Here is a 22,537-nt window from a genome sequence, read left to right on the forward strand (position 1 = left end):
GACCTGGCTGCCCGACTTGCCTAAATTGGCATTGGTGATCACTTTGACACGATAAAGCCCTTCAATTTTTGCAGGGAGACGAACTTGCTCCGTCCTGGTATAGCGTATCCCCGCTTCCAGCCCGCGATCGTAAGTGAACTGGCCCAATATGGTGGAATTACCAGTTCCGCTGATTGGGACCAACATGATCGTATCGGTCCAGATACCGCTGGCAGGCACATCGCTGTGATTGACGACCGCCCAGCTGATATCAATCAAATCACCTTCTTGGGCGACGCCAGGTAAAACAACCGACTCCACGATCAGATCGGGCGACTGCGATAAGGTAACCGGAATTGCCACGCTATGACCGACGTTGTCGGTCCCGTATACAAATTCATAAACACCACCGCCGGTTCGGACGTGCAGATAGTAGTCGCCTGATATCCCCTCTGGCAGCGCAACATTGATGCTGCGCTGATAGAAATCACCAGCGGCGAGCTGACCAACATGGCCTGCACTACCAAAACGGGCAACCACGTTAGAACCTGCAGGGTCTTTACTCAGCCAAACTTCGTCGTACCACTGGAACTGATCCGTGATACCTATACCCTGATTGCGCACGGTCCAGTTGACCTTGAGGCTCTTTCCGCTTGCCGGCTCGCCCTCATAAGATACCGATTGCACAACCAAATCGGCATACGCTTTCGGCATGACCTCCAGATCATTTTCCGCTCGCGCTGCGTTATTGCTCTCCAGGCCATTCTCAAAAACTTGCTGTTTCGAATCGGTAACAACAAAAACCTTGTATCGTGCCGATGTGCCGGCCGGCAACGTGATTTTCTTGATAACGGAGTAACGCTCATCCTTATCGAGCGAAGCCTCATTCACATACTCGGCGACAACCCAATCATCACTATTCCCGAGAATCTCATCCTTCGACAATACAACTCGATCATGCCAGGCCGTTGTCTTTCCCAAACCAGTTCCATGGTTGGCAACGGTCCAGCTGACGTTGATGGTCGCGGGGTCGTCAATAACCCGCTCGTCTACCGTTACATCGGTCACCGCCAAATCAGCGTAGGGGAACAATTCAATTTCACGCGCTATCGAAGCGCGGTTGTTGCCTCGATTGACATCGTCCACTACCGACTTGGCATCGGCGATCACAACGATTTCGTAGACGCCGCTGTAATCCAATGGCACATTGATAGCCAGCTCCGCACGATAACTCTCACCCTGCAATACCGGTGCACTGCGCAGGAGACTGCCCGCCAGGGTTAACGTCCCGTTCTTGAGGAAGTAAACCTGGTCTTGGAAGCCTCCGGCCACATCAGAACCCAAGTTGCGGACTTCCCAGCTCACGGCAATGGAAGAACCAGACTGGATCAACGATGGCGCCGAAACCGATAGCACCGCCAGATCGGAGCGCACCACCCGAATCGTTCCGGTCGAAATGGTGGTGTTGTTGCTTTCACCATCCCGCTCATACAGCGTATTGTCGATATCGGTCTTGATCACCCAACGGTACTCGCCATCGGCCAAGCCAGCAGGAATGCGGACTTGGGCAACTCGAGCCAAGGGAGTGCCGGCAGCCAGGGCATCCGAGTAAAGCAATGTGGCGACTTCAAGCAACCCTGCAGCACCGCGATCCAGATAAATACGTTCGCGCCAAGTACTAGCCAGGTCAGCACCGCCTGCGTTGCTTGCGATGTAGTGTATTTCAACCAGCTCGCCGGGCTTGGCTTGTTCAGGGCCGGTAATGGCGGAAATCACCAGATCGGGGACGGGCGTCAACCCTACTTCCATCGGTACTGCAGAAACAATTCGATTATTCCCTCGATCTGTCTCGGTAACCTTGCCACCATAATTCGACTCGACAATGACGTAATACTTCCCCGTCAAGTCTCTCGGCAACGTCAAACTGGCTTTGCCTTCATATACTTCTTTTGGCCCGACCAGGCCAGCATGGGTGACCGAGCCGGCAATGATGATGTCATCAGAATCAATCACACCATCCTTGGACAGATAGACCCGATCACTCCACAACGCCAAATCGGTAGTGCCATTGCCAATATTCCGCACCAGCCAAGAGATATTGACGCTATCTCCACTCATGGCATTTTCCGGCGCCACGATCTGCTCGACCTTCAGATCGGTATACGGCTTGATCAGTTGAATCGGCAGCATGAGGCTCACATTGTTGGCCTCATTTTCCGGTTCAATTACGGCATCCTGCGCATCGGTGCGCACACCGATATAGTAAGTTCCTTGTGGCTTGAACGGCAGGCGCACTTTGGCCGTATGCGAATATTGGTCTTCCTTCGGAAGCGATCCAGTGTGGGTATAGACACCAAGAACAAAATCGTCAGCGTTACCAAATACCGCGTCGGTGCTGAAAATCACCGAATCGACCCAGGTCGCCCCAGTTGCAGCCTGCCCCTTGTTTGCTACCGTCCAGCTGACATCAATCAACTCTCCTGCAACGCCGGAGTCATCAATCACGAGATCAATCAGCTGCAAATCAGCATAAGGCCGAGCATCCGATGTAAGGCCGACTACCGCGTGATTGTTGTCTTCTGCATTATGCAGGGCGTGGTATTCGTAGACCTGCGAATTACCAGATGTATTCTGGTCGAGATAAACATTGACCTCGATCTCGCCCACACCTTGGGCGCCATCTGGCAAGCGGAAGTTAAAGCCACGCAGTGCATAGCCATCACGGGGAAGCATGCCTTGGGCCAGCTGAGATGCCACCAATTGGGTACTGCTATTGAGAAGAACCTGCCCAGTCGACTTGTTGACGACGACAATGCGTTCATGGAAGGTTGCATACACATCGGCAGTGCCGATGTTCCAGGTTTCCCAACTCAGGCTAACGGTATCTCCGGCCAGTACCGATGCCGATGAAACTGCAAGATTTTCAATCTTGAGATCGGGGGCATGTTCCTGGATTGCTACTGCGGTATTGTTGCGCTCGGCGTTATCGTCGAGATTGTTTTCGAACACCGCCTGACCCGCATCGGATACAACCGAAAACTCGAATCGACCCGCAGCATTCAAGCCGGCCGGCCATGTGAAGGTGTACGACCTCGTCGAGGACTGACCCTGCTCCAGCGCCGCATCACCAAAACCGGATGCAGGTAGGTCAATCGAGATCAGCGGGTTGTTGGTCGTCAAATTCTTGACCATAAGCCGGTCAAACCAGGCACCCGCCACGACCGCATTACCTTGGTTGGTCACAGTCCAGTGCACCGTGACCTGCTCGCCCGATTTCCAGCCTGTGGCAGGCGACACATTAAGGGAGTTGATTACGAGATCGGCATAGGCACCCAATTGCGAGTTAACGGAAATGGTGGCCGAATTATTGCCTTCCGCCGTGATGTTCCCGCCTTTCTCTACCACGGCATTGGTGATATCAGTCAGCACTTGAACGGCAATGGTGCCGGCGCCAAGGTTGCCGTCGGGGAGCCGGATCTTGATCTTGCGGGTTGCCTTAGAACCCGTGCCAAGCTCGCCCGCCGGCAGATCCGTATAGCTGACCAAGTAATTGCCGATCACCGTGCCACGATCGACATTGCGCACAATCACGCGATCCTGCCAACCTATCGTTGCCGGGAGATCGCCAGTGTTGTGCACCTCCCACGACACTTCGATTTCACGGCCGGATGCCAGCTGATCGACCGGGGTGATCTTAACATTCTGCACCTGCAGATCCGGCCCAGGTTCGCTACCGAAACCACCCAGCACGATCTTGCTGGAAGCAATCACCGGAACGAGGTTGAACTGGTAGTCATTACTCCCCGAAGCCGAAGGACGCCCTTCGAACAGGATGTAATACGTTCCCGTTTTGCTCAGGGTGAAGACATCAATATCTGCATTGCCCCAATACTCGGTATTTCTAGCGACCACTTGCCTATTATCGGGATCAACAAGCCGGTAGTAGGCATAATGGCCTGGAGAAGCGCCACGAAGATCGAAATAAAACTGATCCCCAGCATTTGCCGTAAAGCGATACAGATTGCTGCTATTGGCCAGCGCCAGTTGATCAGCAACCAGCTCACCTGGAATAATGGATTTAGCCTCGGAAACATCAAGCACCCGGAAGTTGAATGTGCCGATGACATCTGCATCGGGATCAACAACAAACGTATACTCTCCCGGAATCAGGTCGATCATCGGGGAGCGGCTGCCATCGAAATAATCCGCGTCGGTCCCGTTGAAAGACCTTGACACAATTTGCCCCTGCGGACCAAGTAACTTCCACTGCACGGAACCCACATCCGACAGGGAGTCGACATAGATCCGACCGGGCTGATCCAACGTGAATTGATACCGATTCACCTGTCCCGGCACATCAAACTGAGCGGAAACGATCTCACCCAGATTCAGCGGTGACACTATCTCTACGGGCTTGGTAACCTTGAAGTTGAAGCTGAGCGCGGCTGTTTCATCAACACGCCCCTCGAACAGGACATAGTAGCGACCGCTCTGCAAGGCAACGAATGAGTAATCCTCGGGGCCATAGTATTGGCTAGTGTTCACCATTACTTGTTGCCCCTGCGCATCCAGAATGCGATAAGGCAGATAGCGATAGTAATCCTTGCTCAGGATGTCGAGATAAATCTGCTGCCCCGCCAAGGCCTCAAACTGATAGAGCTGGCTTCCATTCGCCGGATTCAATTGTGCGGTGATCACTTCTCCAGCCGTGACAGCCACGGCAGTGGTGAGCGGCCGCAATGCAAAACTGTAGCCGCCTACCGCATCCGCAGCCCCATCCACCACCAGCACATATTCGCCAGCGACAAGGTTGAGTGCCGGAGAATTGGTATAATGCGCACTGTCGGTGCCAGTGAAGCTGCGGCTGGCAACCTGGCCTCGTGGCCCGGTCAGTATCCAGGTCAAACCGCCGTTGTTGGTGAGGCTATCCAGATACAACAAGGCATCTTGTTCGAGCGTAAAGGTATGACGGCTGAGCTGACCAACATGCGCAATCTGGCCAGTTGTCACTTCACCTATGGTCAGCGGGGTCTCGACGTTGACCACGTGTTGCACTCGGAAGCTGTAGTCGATGACTCCGGAATCACTCGGATAGCTATCAACAATCAGCGTGTAGGTTCCGTTCAAAGCCAGCTTCAGGATGCCAGCATCTTCCGGCCCATAGTATTGGGAGCCATTCCAATAGACTTGCCGCCCGAGCGGATCGAGAATCCGGAAGGGCAAATAGCGGTAATAGGTCTTGCTGATAAAATCGACGTAGATTTCATCGCCAGCCTGGGCATCGAATTTATAGGCTCGGGATGAATTCGCAGGACTCAACTGCGCAACGACCGTCTCACCACTGACAATGGCTTGTGCTGCGGCCAGCTCATTCAACCTGAAGCTGTAGCCACCCGTTCCACCTTCCACCACCAAGGCATAGTCGCCCGCTACCAAGCGGATAGCCGGAGTATCCGAAAAATTCGGCCCATCGCTATTGGCAAAATTTCGGCTCACTTCGAGGCCATGCGGACCGATGATGGACCACTTCAGGGAGGAGCTGTTGACTAGCGAGTCAAGATAAAGCAGCGATTCGTTGCTCAGGGTGAAGTTGTAGTAATCTTTTTGCGTAACAGTCTTGAGTTCTCCAGCAATAGCAACCCCAAAACTCAGCGCGCTCCCTGCCGGCAGCGCCGTCGGCGGCACGTTGCCTTTGTTCAAAAGCTGGAAGCTATAGTTGGTTCCAAAATTGCTAGCGAGCTGCCCCTCGATCAGCAAGGTATAGGTGCCAGTGAAATTGAAGGTCACCGGACCATAATCCGAGCTCATGTTATTCGGGCCGAATACAACGCGCCCCCACGGATCAAGCACACGCCAATAAGCTGTGCCGCCGCTCACCGCCAATGAATCGAACTGCAATTGATCACCGGCTTGAACGCTGAACTGGTAAACATGAGTGGACTTGGCGTTAGTCAGTTCGCCCCGTACTGCGATACCCATGTCGATTGGCGAGGCCAGGTCGAGATCGACCAGGCGGAAGGCGTACTGCGGCTGGGTATCCCCAGCGGCATCGATCGTCAGCGTGTACTGTCCGGCTGCCAGTTCCAGCAGCGGATTGCCACCGAACTGATTGGCATCGGTGGCGGTGAAACTGCGGCTGGCCACCTGGCCCGCCGGTCCAACCAGGGTCCAGCTCAGGTTGCCATCGTTGCTCAAGGCATCCATATACAGATGCTTGGCCTGCTCCAGCGTGAAGGTGTAGGCCACGCGCTGACCAGCATGCTCGATCCGGCCGACGATGCTGCCCGGCAATTGGTCGTAGATATTGCGCAGGCGCGCATTGTTGCCATAGGTGGTGCTGTCCAGCAGCTGCTCGCCACTGGTTTCCTCGGTCTTGAGATTCACCACCAGGCCGGCTTCGTTGCCGGCCAGCACACTGTCCTTGTTGGCCGCAATCTCCGCCGCAGTGCGTGCCACATTCCATACCCGCAGATTGCGGATCACGCCGTTGAATTGGCCATAATCGCTCTGCGCTTCGTGCGTCCGGCCTATCAGCCAGGGGTTGCTGTTGGCCGTCGCCGGCTGCTTGCGCACTGTGGCAGTCGTCACCTGCACCCCGTCCACATACAACCTTAACTGGCCGTTGATCCGGTCCATCACCGCAGCCACGTGCTGCGACTGGCCTACCTTGATCACGCCAGCGGCCGATTGCGCGGACTGGACAGCGCCATCGCCAGTCGAAAGCAGCAATGAACCATTGCTCTGCAACCACACAGAGAAAGTGCGTTGTTGGTTGTTGCCGTTGCCACTGTAGATCAGCGGTGTCCAGCTATTGGTAAAGCTGGCCACCTGGATCGTGGCCTCGAAGGTCACCGTCTGGTTGAGCGCCAGCGAAGGCGACGGCTCAATCTGCGCATATTGCGTCGAGCTGCCCTGCAGACCGCTATCGGAGGCCGGCCATTGTGGTACCACGCCCTGTGATTGTCCCAGCGTCAGCGCTACGCTGCGATCCTGCACCCGCTGGATGCGGAACTGGTATTGCGCTGTGCTGCTTGAAGCCAGCGGCCCCTCCACCAGCAGCGTGTAGACGCCGCTATACGCTAGCGTGATGACATCCCGATCGCTCATCGAGGTCACGTCGAACACCGGCCGGCCCCATGGATCCAGCAGGCGCCATTGCACCGTGCCATTGACGCCGTTGGCCGCCTTGAGCACGTCAAAGAAATAGCGCTCACCGGCCGTCGCGACAAACTGGAACGCTTGACTGCTATTGGCCGGCTGCAGCGCCACGTCGACCAACGCATCGGCCTGGATGGTCTGGGCTGCCGTCACATCGATCAGGCGGAAGGCGTATTGCGGCTGGGTATCCCCAGCGGCATCGATCGTCAGCGTGTACTGTCCGGCCGCCAGTTCCAGCAGCGGATTGCCGCTCAACTGATTGGCATCGGTGCTGGTGAAGCTGCGGCTGGCAACCTGGCCCGTCGGTCCAACCAGGGTCCAGCTCAGGTTGCCATCGTTGCTCAAAGCGTCCATGTACAGATGCTTGGCCTGCTCCAGCGTGAAGGTGTACGCCACGCGCTGACCGGCGTGCTCGATCCGGTCGACGATGCTGCCGGGCAATTGATCGTAGATATTGCGCAGGCGCGCATTGTTGCCATAGGTGGTGCTGTCCAGCAGCTGCTCGCCACTGGTTTCCTCGGTCTTGAGATTCACCACCAGGCCGGCTTCGTTGCCGGCCAGCACACTGTCCTTGTTGGCCGCAATCTCCGCCGCAGTGCGTGCCACATTCCATACCCGCAGATTGCGGATCACGCCGTTGAATTGGCCATAATCGCTCTGCATTTCGTGTGCCCGACCAATCAGCCAAGGATTGCCGTTGGCCGTCGCTGGCTGCTTGCGTACTGCGGCGGTCGCTACCAGCACCCCATCGACGTACAACACCAACTGCCCGTTGATCCGATCCATTACCGCAGCCACGTGCTGCGACTGCCCCACCTTGATTACGCCAGCGGCCGATTGCACCGTCTGCGCGCTACCATCGCCAGTCGAGAGCTGCAATGAGCCATTGCTATGCAACCAAACCACGAAGGTGCGTTGTTGGTTATTGCCATTGCCGCTGTAGATCAGCGGTGTCCAGGTATTGGTCAAGCCAGCCACCTGGATCGTGGCCTCGAAGGTCACCGTCTGGTTAAGTGCCAGCGAAGGCGACGCCTCAATCTGTGCATATTGGGTCGTGTTGCCCAGTAGGCCGCCACCCACAACTGGCCATTGCGGTACTACGCCTTGCGATTGCCCCAGCGTCAGCACTACGCTGCGATCCTGCACCGGTTGGATACGGAACTGATATTGCGCCGTGCCGCTCGACCAAAGGCCCCCCTCCACCAGCAGCGTGTAGGTACCGCTATAGGCCAGTGTGGTGACATCCCGGTCGCTCATCGACGTTACGTCGAACACCGGCTGCCCCCACGGATCCAATAGCCGCCATTGCACCGTGTCATTGACGCCGTTGACCGCCTTGAGCACGTCAAAGAAATAGCGCTCACCGGCCGTCGCGACAAACTGGAACGCTTGGCTGCTATTGGCCGGCTGCAGCGCCACGTCGACCAACGCATCGGTCTGGATGGTCTGAGCCGCCGTCACATCGATCAAGCGGAAGGCGTATTGCGGCTGGGTATCCCCAGCAGCATCTATCGTCAGCGTGTACTGTCCAGCCGCCAGTTCCAGCAGCGGGTTGCCGCTCAACCGATTGGCATCGGTGCTGGTGAAGCTGCGGCTCGCGACTTGGCCCATCGGGCCAACCAGCGTCCAGCTCAGGTTGCCATCGTTGCTCAAGGCGTCCATGTACAGACGCTTGGCCTGCTCCAGCGTGAAGGTGTACGCCACGCGCTGACCAGCATGCTCGACCCGGTCGACGATGCTGCCCGGCAATTGATCGTAGATATTGCGCAGGCGCGCGTGATTGGCATAGGTGGTGCTGTCCAGCAGCTGCTCGCCACTGGTTTCTTCGGTTTTGAGATTCACCACCAGGCCGGCTTCGTTGCCGGCCAACACACTGTCCTTGTTGGCCGCGATCTCTTCGGCAGTGCGGACGGTATTCCAGATCCGGATATCGCTCAAAACACCGTGAAACAAAGCATAACTGCCACTTTTTTCATAGGTGTTTCCAATCAACCAAGGATTGGTATTACTGGAAGCCAACGTTTTTCGAACGCCACCGCTCGCAACCAATGCACCATCAACATAAATCTTGAGCAGACCATTGAGCCTATCCATGACTGCAGCAATATGCTGATATTGCCCAATTTTAATTACACCCGACGCAGTTGATAATGTCTGCAGCGACCCATCACCCGTCTCAAGCTGGAGCATGCCACTTGAATGAACCCACAAAGAGAAACTTGTATTTACATTATTCCCAGTTCCGCTATAGATCACAGGCATCCACGCATTGGCAAACTGGGCCACTTGAATGCTGGCTTCAAATGTTACCGTCTGGTTAAGTGCCAGCGAAGGAGATGACTCGATCTGCGCATATTGCGTTGCGTTACCCTGCAGACCGCCACCCGAGGCCGGCCATTTGCGATCGATCTGAGACTGACCGAGCTCGAGCGAATACTGGCGCTGCTGGACCCGCTCCAGCATAAAGGCATAACTATTGCTTCCCGTTGCATCAGGGCGCCCCTCAAACACAACGTAATAGGTGCCGGTCCGATTGACGGTGAAAACATCCAGATCACCCTGACCGTAATATTCGCTATTTCTGGCCACCACCTGCCGATTGCTCGGATCAATCACCCGATAGTAGGCATAATGCCAACTCGACGCGCCGCGCATATCAAAATAGAACTGATCGCCAGCAACTGCGTCAAACCGATACACATTGGTACTATTGGCAGGAACCAATTGATCGGAAATCAAGCTCCCGGGTGTAATGACCCTAGCCTGATCGACTTCGAGCAGGCGGAAGCTTACGGTGCCGACCACCTCATTATCCGGATCAACGACGAAGCTATATTCCCCAGGGATCAAATCGATAATAGGGGAACGGCTACCGTCAACATAGTCGCTATCGGTGGAACTGAAATATCGTGAGGTCAGCTGGCCTTGTGGGCCAACCAGCCGCCATTGCATCGAGCCATTGTAGCTGAGCGAATCAACGTAAATCCGCATCGGCTGATCAACACGGAAATGATGCTGACTGATCTGCCCCGGCGCATTAATGGTTGTAGAAACCACCTCACCAAGGACCAAAGCCGAAGACATGTTGACAGGTTTTTGCAGCGCAAAGGCGTAGTTCATTACCCCACTATCACCAACCCACCCCTCAAACAACACATAATATCGACCATCCCTGGGCAGGATAATTTCGGTATCTTGCGCCCCATAATATTGATGGGAAACATACGCCAGCTGCCGTCCCTGCTCATCCATAATTCGATATGGCAGATAACGATAATAATCCTTGCTAAGCATATCGATATATATGCGCTCTCCAGCTACCGCATCGAACTGATATATTTGCACGCCATTCGCAGGATTGAGCTGGGCATTGATCCGCTCACCGGCGGCAATGTGCTGAGCATCGAGCACGCCACGGAGGTTGAAAGCATATTGGCCAACAACATCGGCAGCAGCATCGACCGTCAACACGTAGTCACCGGCCACCAGATTCAATACCGGGTTATCGTAATAGTAGGTGCCTTCGCTCGCACTGAAAGTACGATTGGTCACCTCACCACGCGGCCCGGTCAAGCGCCAGCTTATGTTGTCGTTGTTTGTGAGGCTATCCAGATACAGCAAGGTGCTCTGCTGTAATGAGAAGGTATAGCGGTTTCGCTGGCCAGGATGGGTAATTTCGCCTTGCGTCAATTCGCCCAGTGCTAATGCTGCTTGGGTATGGCTTATCTTGTGAACTTTGAAGCTGAAATCAGTCGTTCCATAGTCCCACACTGCACCCTCGACAATCAGGGTGTATGTACCAGACATCAGCAACTTCAGTTCCGGTAGGTCTTCCGGTCCATAGTATTGAAAGTTGTTGCGATAAACCGTTCTGCCCTGCGGGTCCAAGAGTCGGTACGGCAGGTAGCGATAGTAGGTCTTGCTGATGAAATCGAGATAAATTTCGTCGTTAGCTTGAGCTTCGAAGCGGTATATGCGCGATGAATTGGCCGGGCTCAACTGGCTGACCACCACTTCCGCATACTCCAGCTGCTGAGCACTCACCAAGTCACTCAGCTTAAAGCTGTACCCTCCGGCTTGCCCTTCCACTAGCAGTGCGTAATCACCAGCCGCCAGCCTGATGGTCAAATCGCTAGGCCCGTAATAGCTGTCGCTGCTATTGAAGCTACGGCGAGCCTCGACGCCGCGAGGCCCAACAATTGTCCAAGCGATATCGGAACGATCAATCAAGGAGTCGAGATACAGGACAGCGGCAGTATCAAGGCTGAAGCGGTAGTAATGCTGTGACGCATTGGAATCAAGCTCCCCAGCCACTACCTCCCCGAGGGTAAGTACCTCCCCTTCGGGAAGCGCCGCCGGCGGTGTGTTACCTTTATCAAGCAATTTGAAGCTGAACGCCGTTTCAAAATAATTCGGCGAATTAACCCCTTCAACCAACAGGGTATATTTACCAGCATAGGGCAAGGCAATGCTGTCCAAGTCGGAGGTAACATATACCGAGTCGAATACTTTCCTACCCCAGGGATCGAGCAAGCGCCAATAGGCAACACCACCATTCACTGCAATCGAATCGAGCCCGATTATATCTCCTGCCTGCGCAGAAAATTGATAGGCTTGGGTCGTGGAAGCTGTGGTCAGCTTGCCGGTGATGACGGACTCCCTCTCGATGACAGAGACATTGTCCAAATCAACAAGACGGAAAGCATATTGCGTGACGGTATCCAAACCGGCATCAATGGTTAGTTTGTATTCGCCAGCTTGCAAATCCAGGAACAGCTCGTCAGCCGAGTTGGTCGCGTATGCACGATCAAACAGCGACCCTCTAACCATCTCATTGGGGCCACTCAACACCCACAGCAACCAATTACTGTTTGGCTGCAAAATATCCATATATAGCCGCTTGGCTTGATCCAGCGTGAAGGTGTAGCTTACCTGCTGCCCCGGATGCTCAATACGGTCGATCACGACCCCAGGGAGTTCTTCATAAAGATTCCTGATCTGAGCGTGCTGCGCATATGCGCTATTGTCCAGCCAGCGATTCGCGTCATGTGCGGTAAAGTTCGCAATCAGGCCTGCTTCATTTCCAATTAGTTCACGCTCGCGGTCCGCAGCAATCTCCTCGGCTGTTCGGGCCACGTTCCACAGCCGCAGCGTGCTGATTACGCCATCGAATTGGGCATAGGCATCGCTTTTTTCACGGGTGCGTCCAATCAACCAGGACTGCGCGTTCAGCGTGGCGGGTTGCGCGCGAACTACGGCACTTGCGACCAGCTCCCCATCGACGAACAATTTCAGTACGCCGTTCACGCGGTCCATCACTGCCGCGACGTATTGCCGTTGGCCCCCCTTGATCACCCCAGCTGCAGACCAAGCTGCCTGCTCGCCACCGTCACCCGTCGACAAATACAGCGAACCATTGCTGTTCAACCAGACGGAGAACATCCGCTGCTGGTTATTGCCATCGCCGCTGTAAAGCAACGGCATCCATGTGTTGGCAAAGCTATTGACCTGAATCGTTACCTCGGCCGTCACCGTCTGATTCAGCGTTAGCGTTGGCGCTATATCGAACTCAGCGTACTGGAATGCGTTGCTCAACAGGCCTGTGCCAACGGCTGGCCATTGCGCAGCCACCCCTTGCGACTGTCCCAGGCTCAACGGCTGGCTTCGGTCCATCACGCGCTGGATACGGAACTGTGCCTGCGGCGGCAACTGCGGCATAGATAGCAAGTCATATGCACCTTCCAGCAGCAGCGTATACGTTCCCGTATATGCCAGCGTCGTCACATCACGATCCGAAAATGCGGTCGAATCGAAAACTGGACGTCCCCAAGGGTCAAGCAAGCGCCAAGTAATAGACCCATTTGCACCTTGGGTCACTTTCAGGGTATCGAAATAATAGCGATCACCTGCAGCGGCATCGAACTGGAAAACACGGCTGCTATTGGCTGGGTTCAAGACTGCATCGACAAGCTGATCTGGCAGGATTTGCTCTGCTTGGCCAAGATCGATCAGCCGGAACGCATAGGCAGGCCTCTGCCCGCTCGTAGCACGGATCGTTAAGGTATATTGCCCGACCGCCAAATCAAGCATTGGATTACCGGTCAGCTGAGGGCCATCGGAGCCGGCCATTGAGCGCTCGACTGAAAAGCCGTCGGGCCCGGTCAGCATCCAATACACGCCAGGGTCCCCAGTCAAAGCATCCATGTACAGATGCTTGGCTTCATCCAGCGTGAACGTGTACGAGATGCGCTGGCCCGGCTGCTCAACGCGCCCAGCAATTGCCCCAGTAGCTTGATCAACCACGTTTCGTATCGTGGCGTGATTGCCATTTACAGTACGGTCGACCAATTGATTGCCGCTGGTTTCATCCGCTTTCAGGTATGCCACCAAGCCGGCCTCAGCGCCGGTCAGAATTTCATCCTGATAGATGGCCATTTCTTCGGCGGTCCGTACCCGACTCCAGAGCCGTAGATCGCGTATCACCCCCTCAAACGGAGAGTGGTCATAGGCAAACTCAGGGCGCCCACCAATCAGCCATCGACTGTTGTTGCTGGCAGTCGGTGTATGGCTGATTGCGCCGCTGGCTACTAATGCCCCGTCCACATACAGCAGCATCTGGCCGCCCGGCCTATCCATCACCGCAGCAATGTGCTGCTGCTTACCAATCTTGATTACGCCTGCGGCGGTGATAATCCCCTCCCCGCCTCCAGCAATGTGCAACGCACCATCCGAGCGAATCCAGACCGTGAACATACGCGTCTGCCAATTGCCATCCGCACCGTTGTAGATCACCGGCATCCAGGTATTGGTAAAGCGATCAACCGTGATATTCGCTTCAACAGTAATGGCCTGATTGAGCACCAGCGTATCAGCGGGATTGATCTGGGCATATTGCAACGAATTAGTCAGCAATCCTGAACCGTCAAGGGGTCGTTGTGTTTCAACTTGTGATGTTCCGAGCTCTAGCACTGCGCTGCGGTCAGCCACCTTAACGAAATCAAACTGATACTGAGTGGCCGCAGTGTTGTAGATCAATCCTTCAACCAGCAGGGTATATTGACCGTCGTAAGGTAATATAACCTCCGCATCGCCAGCCCCATTGGCATTATTGATCTGGCGGCCAAATGGATCGATCAACCGCCAGCTCACCGGGGCACCTTCCTTGAAATCCAGAAAGTAATGTTCGCCCGCGGAGCCCGACCAGGTAAAAACGTCAGTTTCCTTACCAGATTCAAGCTGACCTTCCCGCTTTTGCCCAGGGATCAACTTGGCGCTGTTATTGACATCGATCAAACGAAATGCATAGCTTCCGGTCGCATCACCGACAGCATCGACCGAAATGGTGTATTCGTCGGCCTCCAGCATATAGAACGGCGCATAGCTGGTACCACTTGCATCCGTTGCATGGAATTGGCGACTATCGATGAAATCGCCTTTTGAATTGGTAATTTTCCAGTTCAAATCGCTTCGATTGGTCAATGAATCAAAGACAACCTGACTTTTTTCGACAACCTTGAAGACATATTGATCAGTCTCACCTGGCGAGGCGATCTCACCTTCGACCTTCTGCACTGGGTTGATGTCCGCCGACAGCAGCACTCGCTGCTCGAGCATCTCGACGGCTGCAACCTTGCCTGTTTCGCCTTGTTTTTTCCAATCGACCATCTTGTTCATTTCACGCCCCAATTTATTACAATTTTGATTTTTTCGGACAAACAAAAGCCAGACCACACAGGATCTGGCCTTCTTTAATTAATTAATTCAGCCTTACATCGAACCCCGACTGGTATATTTGATTTTGGATTCGGCATTTCAAAGACTACAACAAACGTACCACTGGCCGCGTCCACCACACCATCGACAGATTTTACGGTGGCCACCAGCTCCTTTTGTTTCAGAATTTCAGTTTCAACGGTCGCCTTCTGTCCGATCTTCACTTTGCCGAACATCTCTTTCGGCAAGATTGCTCGGACATGTAATAAATCGATCCGCGCTACCTTGAGTATTGCACTTCCTTTCCCGGCTTCGACTACCTCACCTGGAAAAATAGACTGATCTACAACCACACCGTCAAAAGGGCTATACACCGTACGCAGCGCCAACACAGCGCTGCGATATTTATATTCAATGCCCGAGCCTGATTTATTTTCTTTTGCCGTCACGATCTCTGATTGCGCGACCCGATATTCGGACTCTGCCTCGTCCACTTCCTGTTGCGACATCAAGCGCTCCCCGCCTAAAGCCTTTTTGCGTTCGAATTTTCTCTTCGCAAACTCTGCTTTGGCTTGTGCGGTCTGGAGAGGGCCAACCTGCTCTGCTTTGAATTTCGCGAGCTCGGCCTCGGCATTTTCTGCATTAGATGCAAGCGAAATCAGCAACTGTCCCTTTTTGACCCGATCCCCTCGACGCACAGTGACCTTATCGACCACACCCGCGACGTGCACGCCCAAGGCCAGAGTTCGGGCTGGCTCTACCAGACAAGTGAAAGGTGCGGCCCTGCCAGCGGGACTCGAAATCAGGACAACCAACGACATCGCTATGATTACAGACTTCATCAGTTAAATCTTACGCAGACTGAAAAAACATGATGTAAGCATGAAACCAACAGCATTGTAAAGATCACTATCGGTTAGGCGAGTTTCTGTCATCAAGATGTCACTCGTTAGGCGATGGTCCGGAATTCTATCGCCTGCACTTTCGTAAACAGCTGAAGCCTTTGCCCATTCTTCAGGAGCCGTCCTCCTGTGCTACGCAGTGCGCACGATCCAAGTTTGAAAATGAGCCAAACGCAGACGACACACATGCTCCAAAGGCAACACATGGACAAACTGCACTGTTCTTCGCATCATCAAAACTTACTAATTTTCGTTGCCGAAGTAAGGATGTTTGACGCTGAGCTGCTCCCCCTGCTCAACCTGCCAAGAGGGAGCTTTTCCCGCACAGATCAATTCCGCTTGCTACCCAGCAGCAGGAACACACGGTGTGGCACCTCAAGCGGCTCAGCCGAAAAGCACTCCGCCAGCAACGCGGCATGCTCGGCATCGAAACTTGCCACTGCGTCGTTGCCGAGGCTCGCCGCCACGCCGGCGCTGGCACGGATGCGGCCACGCCATCCCTGATGCGTGTAATGCTGCAGGTGATCGAACGACAGCGATTCCAACACAGTGAATCCGGCTTCGGCCAAGTGGGCAAAGCCGGCGGTGTGGATGCCGCAACCGTCGGCGCCGCGCCAATGCGGGTTGTGGCGCAGGATCAGGTGTTCGCTCGCTGCGGCGACACTGCCGGGTAACGGCAGCCAGTCGTAGTGGGCGATCAGCAGCATCCCACCGGATCGCATCAGGCGGTTGGCCTCATGCGCCACGGCAAAGCCGTCGAACCAATGCCAGCACTGGCCGGCACATACCAGGTCGAACTGCGCCTCGGGCAGGCCGATGTGCTCCGCAGCAGCTAAGTGGTACTGCACGTCCACGCCAGCTTCCTGATCCAGCGCACGCGCGGCGGCCAGCATTGCTGGCGCGATATCGAGGCCGGTTACGTGGCAACCGCATCGCGCCAGGCCACGTGCCAGTGTGCCGGTCCCCGTCCCCAAGTCGAGTACGCCGGTACCGGCTTGCAACAGGCCCCAGTCGGCCAACCGGTCATAGAAGGCATCGGGAAACCCGGCACGGTGGATACGATAGTCATCAGCCGTCAGGCCGAAATCAATGGTGTTCATGGCTTTCCTCGAATGGTGGGAAAGCGGCGCCGCGTGCTGGCATTGGATGCTGCGCTGCGATATACCGTCAATCTTGATCGAACCAATCAAGTTGCCGATGTCGCGCTATCTCCTCGCCGATGAAGCCGCCCGCCTGCTTGGCATCAGCCGCGCCACGCTTGTATAGCTACGTCAGCCGGGGCCGGCTTGCCGTGTATCGGATCGGTGACGATCGCCGCAGCAGTTACCTGCGGGAAGACATCGAACGGCTGCTGCGGCTGAAAGCGCCTGGGCGCAAACCGGAACGCATCGCCGCGGCCAGCCTGACTTGGGGTCAGCCAGTGCTCGACACCCAATTGAGCGGCATTGCTAAAGGCGACCTGTTCTATCGCAGGCAATCGGCATCCACGTTAGCTGATACCGCTCACTTGGAAGCTGTAGCCGCCTTGCTCTGGGATTGCGATGCCGCAGTGTTTGACGCACCCGCCCCTGAAGCAACGGCACCTTGGATGCAGCTGTGCCGGTCACTGCAAACGGCGAGCTTCGCCGATCGGGCCATTGCCCTCACCGCGCTAGGCCGCAGTGCCTTGATAGAGACGGATCCTGCCGCAACTGCAGTAGCGCTGCTGCGCCTGGTGGTTGCCGGCCTGCTCGGCACTGCGCCGCGCCGCCAACCGATCCATCAGCAGTTCGCCTCAGTGTGGTCGCTCGCCGCACCCGCGGCCAAGCAAGTTCGCGCAGCGCTGGTCCTGTCGGCAGATCATGAACTGAATGTATCGACCTTCACCGCACGCTGCATTGCATCGGCCGGCGCTGATCTGGGCGCCTGTGTGCTGGGAGGGTTGTCCGCCGTCAGCGGTACGGCTCATGGCGGGCAGAGCGCCGAAGTGGATGCCTGGCTGGACCGGATGGCCACCGGCGCTACGCTCGATGCCCACAACTTTGCACCCGGCTTCCGCCACGCGTTGTATCCGGCCGGCGATCCGCGCGCGGCAAAGCTGTTATCGCTTTTGACGCCCTCGCCCGCCGCGGCGCAATTGCTTGCTCGTGCAGTCTCCCTAAGCTGGCCGCCACCGAACATCGATCTGGCGCTAGTGCTGCTGTGCCGCCAATTGGGTCTACCACGCGGCAGCGCCTTCGCCCTATTCGCTGCGGGGCGCACCATCGGCTGGCTTGCCCATGCGCTGGAACAGCGCCGCGACGGCAGACTGATCCGGCCACGCGCCCGCTATCTACGCTAGGCCAGCATGTAGCCGAGAGTGGTATTAGTACAAAATCCGGCCTGCCACTCATCGCCGTAAGGCGACCTGTTGTCACATAAGACTGAACTAATACGATCACGCGCCTATTGCACTGCCTTGCATCGCGCGCGATTACCGTTTTCCATGCAAGTGGTATTAACTCATCATCGACTTGTATCCACTCCAGCCCATCAGTAAGCTAGCGCGCACTGCTCCAGAGTGCAGCCAGGCGCCGGATTACACCAACAAGATCCAAATCGCGGCGTCACCCCCGAATAATGAGGAGACAACATGAACAAGTGCTTCAAGCCGACACGTCTGTGCCTGTCGTTGCTCTTGGCCTTGCCCGGTGCCGTGCTCGCCCACGGCTCGATGGAAGTACCGGTCAGCCGCGTCCTGAACTGCTTCAACGAAGGTCCCGAAGCGCCGAAGTCCGCCGCCTGCCAGGCGGCCGTGGCCATTTCCGGCCCGCAGATGCTGTATGACTGGAACGGCGTGAACCAGAACCCGAATGGCAACCACCAGGCCTTCGTGCCGGATGGCCAGCTCTGCGCAGGGGGCAAGTCCAACTACGCCGGCCTCAACCTCGCCCGCACCGACTGGGTCACCTCGCCGATCGCCCCGGACTCCAACGGCAACTTCGAATTCATCTACAACGCCCCGGCAACGCACGCCACCAAGGATTGGGTGTTCTACGTGACGAAGGATGGCTGGAATCCGACCCAGCCGCTGAAGTGGAGCGACCTCGAGCAGTTCTGCAAGCTGGGCAACGTGCCCGCCGATGCCACCAAGCGCTACCACCTGACCTGCCCGCTGCCCAAGAACAAGAAGGGCTACCACGTGATCTACAACACGTGGCAACGTTCGGACAGCGCCGAAGCGTTCTACTCGTGCTCGGATGTGACCTTCTCGGCCGTGGTCTCCAATTACAAGGAACTGGGCCAGATCCGTTCGGCACAGGATCTCGCAGCGGAAACCAACGTCACCTTCCGCCTGTTCGACGCCAACGGCGGCGACCTGGAATCCTTTACCGTCAACATGGGCTGGGACAGCGTGACCGGCGAGAAGATGTACCTCGCCGCCAACTGGCCATACTACCTGGCGCAGAAGGTCAACAGCTCGTCGCGCTACATCTCGGTCGGCGTACTGGCCACCAATGGCAGCGTTGCACCGGTGAAGAGCACGCAGGACAACCGCGTGTATTCGCGTGATGGCGTCAGCTACACCTTCCGCGTCGATGTGAATGGCACCACCGTGCCGACCCCGTCGCCGACGACCCCTACCCCGTCGCCCACCACACCGACGCCGTCGCCAACCACGCCTACCCCTTCGCCGGTCACGCCGACCCCGATTCCGGTTACTCCCACTCCAGTGACGCCGGTCCCGACCACGCCGACCCCGGCTCCGGGCGCCTGCTACACCGCCTGGGCTGAAGGCCGCAACTACACTGCCGGCACGCTGGTGACCTACAACGGCCGCAACTATCAGGCCCTGGTCACGCACACTGCTTACGTCGGTGCAGGCTGGAACCCGGCTTCGAGCACCACGCTGTGGAAGGATGTCGGTGCCTGCACCGGTTCCGTGCCGACACCGACCCCGGTGACCCCGGCTCCGACCACTCCAACCCCGGTCACGCCCGCTCCGGTAACGCCGACGCCGGTGACTCCGGCTCCAGTTACGCCGAGCCCGGTCACCCCGGCGCCGTCCACCTGCAACCCGGTCTGGAACGCCAGCACCGTGTACGCAGCCACCGGCACCAAGGTGACCTACAACGGCCGCAACTACCAGAACAAGTGGTGGACCCAGGGTGACAACCCCAGCCAATCCGGCCAGTGGGGCGTGTGGCAGGACATCGGCGCCTGCAACTGATCCGCCTTGCAATGAAATCGGCCCTCCCTCGTGGAGGGCCTTTTTCTTTTCTCCGCCCTCGCGCAAGCGCTTTCACCCGATAAACAACCGGCCATACCGGCAAAGCCGGTGCTTCATCGGAAGCGCAGCTCGTCGCAGACGATAGACCTTGGTGGCGCAGCGTTAGCACATTAGCATCCGCTGACCTTGCCCGGATTGCACAACAGCGGCGCAAGCGGATCGACAAGAACAGCGAGGAGAGGCCGTGAAACATTATCTGACCGGGGCATGCATCGCCGCGGCGCTGGGGCTGTCCGCCCCGGCATGGGCCGAGCCGGTGCTATTGCTGCAACTGGCACTGGATGACCAGGGCGTACACATCGTCAGCCAGGAAGTCCGCGATATCGACTACAAGCCCTCGCGCAGCGAAGCGCGCGAGCGCAAGCAGGGCCGGGTGAAGCGTGCTGGCCAGGGCTGGCTGGCGCAGATCGTCCGCGCCGACGGCAGCATCGAGCGCGAGATCACCATCGAGAATCCGCGGCTGGTGCGCGGCGAGTTTTCCGATCGCGCCAAGCCGGGCGATGCCAACGAGTATGTGGAATCAACCCGCGATACCGGGTATTTCGACCTGCAGATTCCCGTTTCCACCAGCGATGTGACCGTGCGCATCATCGAGCGCAAGCCGGCACCACAGGCCGGCGCGCGCAGCGCCACCGCCGATGTCGACAGCACAGACGACGCCAGCACGGCATCGACCGCCAGCGGCGTGCGCGATGCCGTGCAGGGCGAGATCAAGGTGCAGGGAGGGCGCGCGCAATGAAGCTGCGTCCACAACTCCTGCCGCTGCTGCTCGCCGGTGCGCTGGTGCAACCCGCCATGGCGCAGCTGTTCGAGCACAAGATCACCGGTGCGCGCGACAAGCGCGTGAATATCCTGTTCGTCGGCGATGGTTACCTCGCCAGCCAGCAGGCCCAGTTCAAGACCGATGTCGCCACCTTCCACAATGCGCTGCTCGATGGCCCCTGGGGCAGCAGCTATGCGCGTTACTTCAACACCTACGGGCTGTTCATCGCGTCCAATCAGGCTGGCGCCGACAAGGAAGACGGCAGCACGCTGAAGGACACGGCGTTTGACTGCACCTACTGGACCAGTAACCTGGAACGGCTCGGCACCTGCAGCACCAGCAAGGTGAATGCGGCCAAAAACCAGTATCTGCCGGAAGCCGATATCGTCGTCGTCATCATCAACAGCAGCAAGTACGGCGGCAGCGGCGGCAGCATCGCCGTAGCCAACCGCAGCTCGCCCGACATCGTCGCGCACGAGGTGGGCCACAGCTTCGCCAAGCTAGCCGACGAATACGAATATGCCGGCACCACGCCGCGCGAAGCACCCAACGCCACCCAGACCATCCTGCCGCGTAGCAGCCTGCGTTGGGCGCACTGGGTGGAGACCAGCACCCCTATTGCCACGCCGGAGACCAGCGCCTACGCCAGCATCGTCGGGGCGTTCGAAGGCGCGGCCTACAACCCCACCGGCTGGTGGCGCCCCACGCTGGACAGCCGCATGCGTAGCAACGGCAAGCCGCTCGGCCCGGTGAATGCCGAGCAGTTCGTGCTGGCGATGTACGACCGCGTGTCGCCACTGGAATCGTTCAGCCCGGCGTCCGGCACCGTCAGCTGGCGCGGTCCGGGCACGTTGTCGGTCACGCCGATGCAGCCGAGCAGCCATGCGCTCGCCATCGAATGGTGGGTGAATGGCACCAAGAGCGCCGAGACCGGAACGGTGTTCCAGGGCAGCCTGTTGCCACTGTCCGGCAACGCCACGGTGCAGGCCAAGGTGATCGACCGTACCAACTGGGTGCGCAAGGACAGCAACAACCTGCTGGGCGACAGCGTGAGCTGGACGGTGCGGACCAGCGCCCCCACCCCGACGCCCCGGCCAACGCCGCTGCCAACAGCAGTGCCCACGCCGAAGCCGACCCCGGTCGCCACGCCGACCCCCAGGCCGACCGCCGTCCCCACGCCAACGCCCAAACCCACGGCAGTGCCAACCCCGACGCCGCGCCCCACTGCCGTGCCGACTTTGGCTCCGACGCCTACGGTCACGCCACGGCCGGCGACCCCGGTGCCGGCCACGCCGACGCCGGTATCCGGCAGTTGCTACACAGTGTGGGCGGAAGGGCGTAGCTATGCTGCCGGCAGCTTCGTCACCTACAACGGCCGCAACTATCAAGCGCTGGTGGCCCACACTGCGCATGTCGGCGCCAACTGGAACCCGGCCGCCAGTAATACGCTCTGGAAGGATGTCGGCGCCTGCAGCGGCAGTGCACCGACCCCGGCGCCCGCCACGCCAACACCAAGGCCGGCCACTCCAGTTCCGCCCACGCCAACACCGGTGGCCCAGATCACCGTCACCCCCACCACCGTCACTCCGGTGTCGGGCAGTTGCAATCCGGCCTGGAGTGCCAGCACGGTGTACGCCACTGCCGGCACCAAGGTGACCTACAACGGCCGCAACTACCAGAACAAGTGGTGGACCCAAGGGGACAATCCCAGCCAGTCCGGCCAGTGGGGCGTGTGGCAGGACAGCGGCGCCTGCAACTGATCCTTGCCTTGCA

8 protein-coding genes (1 of these 8 only partly in view) are annotated in these 22,537 nt (G+C 57.4%); 5 read left to right on the plus strand and 3 right to left on the minus strand.

All coding sequences use genetic code 11. The features are described 5' to 3' along the window. From FLM21_RS17130 to FLM21_RS17140, 3 genes are all read right to left on the minus strand, one after another. On the minus strand, positions 1–14,811 hold the 5' end (the start) of the coding sequence (locus FLM21_RS17130; RefSeq protein WP_148716731.1) for a tandem-95 repeat protein. 22,887 nt of this gene lie to the left of the window's left edge; 14,811 of the gene's 37,698 nt are visible here — the first part of the coding sequence; it begins with the start codon at positions 14,809–14,811; its stop codon lies beyond the left edge, outside the window. 74 nt (positions 14,812–14,885) lie between these two features. Beyond that, complete coding sequence (locus FLM21_RS17135) at positions 14,886–15,671, minus strand: efflux RND transporter periplasmic adaptor subunit (RefSeq protein WP_187359962.1); 786 nt, start codon at positions 15,669–15,671, stop codon at positions 14,886–14,888. Positions 15,672–16,081: 410 nt separating this feature from the next. Then, entirely contained in the window at positions 16,082–16,852 is a 771-nt protein-coding gene (locus FLM21_RS17140) for a class I SAM-dependent methyltransferase (RefSeq protein WP_148716733.1), read from the minus strand. On the opposite strand from FLM21_RS17140, the gene FLM21_RS21140 reads away from it, so the two are divergent. From FLM21_RS21140 to FLM21_RS17160, 5 genes are all read left to right on the plus strand, one after another. After that, complete coding sequence (locus tag FLM21_RS21140; RefSeq protein ID WP_222846719.1) at positions 16,851–17,018, plus strand: hypothetical protein; 168 nt, start codon at positions 16,851–16,853, stop codon at positions 17,016–17,018. The two genes, FLM21_RS17140 and FLM21_RS21140, sit on opposite strands and share 2 nt — an antisense overlap. Positions 17,019–17,043: 25 nt before the next feature. Further along, a complete protein-coding gene (locus FLM21_RS17145) occupies positions 17,044–18,072 on the plus strand; it encodes a citrate synthase (RefSeq protein WP_222846720.1) in 1,029 nt (342 codons plus the stop codon). Positions 18,073–18,363: 291 nt separating this feature from the next. Continuing rightward, positions 18,364–19,941 carry a lytic polysaccharide monooxygenase gene (locus FLM21_RS21605; protein WP_148716734.1) on the plus strand — a complete coding sequence of 526 codons (1,578 nt, stop codon included), beginning with the start codon at positions 18,364–18,366 and terminating at the stop codon, positions 19,939–19,941. Positions 19,942–20,185: 244 nt separating this feature from the next. After that, entirely contained in the window at positions 20,186–20,740 is a 555-nt protein-coding gene (locus FLM21_RS17155; RefSeq protein WP_148716735.1) for a hypothetical protein, read from the plus strand. Next, positions 20,737–22,524, plus strand: coding sequence for a M64 family metallopeptidase (locus tag FLM21_RS17160; RefSeq protein ID WP_148716736.1), 1,788 nt, complete (start codon positions 20,737–20,739; stop codon positions 22,522–22,524). Before FLM21_RS17155 ends, FLM21_RS17160 begins: the two co-directional genes overlap by 4 nt. Positions 22,525–22,537: the final 13 nt, after the last annotated feature.

Source organism: Chitinolyticbacter meiyuanensis (genome assembly GCF_008033135.1).
GTDB classification, from domain to species: Bacteria; Pseudomonadota; Gammaproteobacteria; order Burkholderiales; family Chitinibacteraceae; genus Chitinolyticbacter; species Chitinolyticbacter meiyuanensis.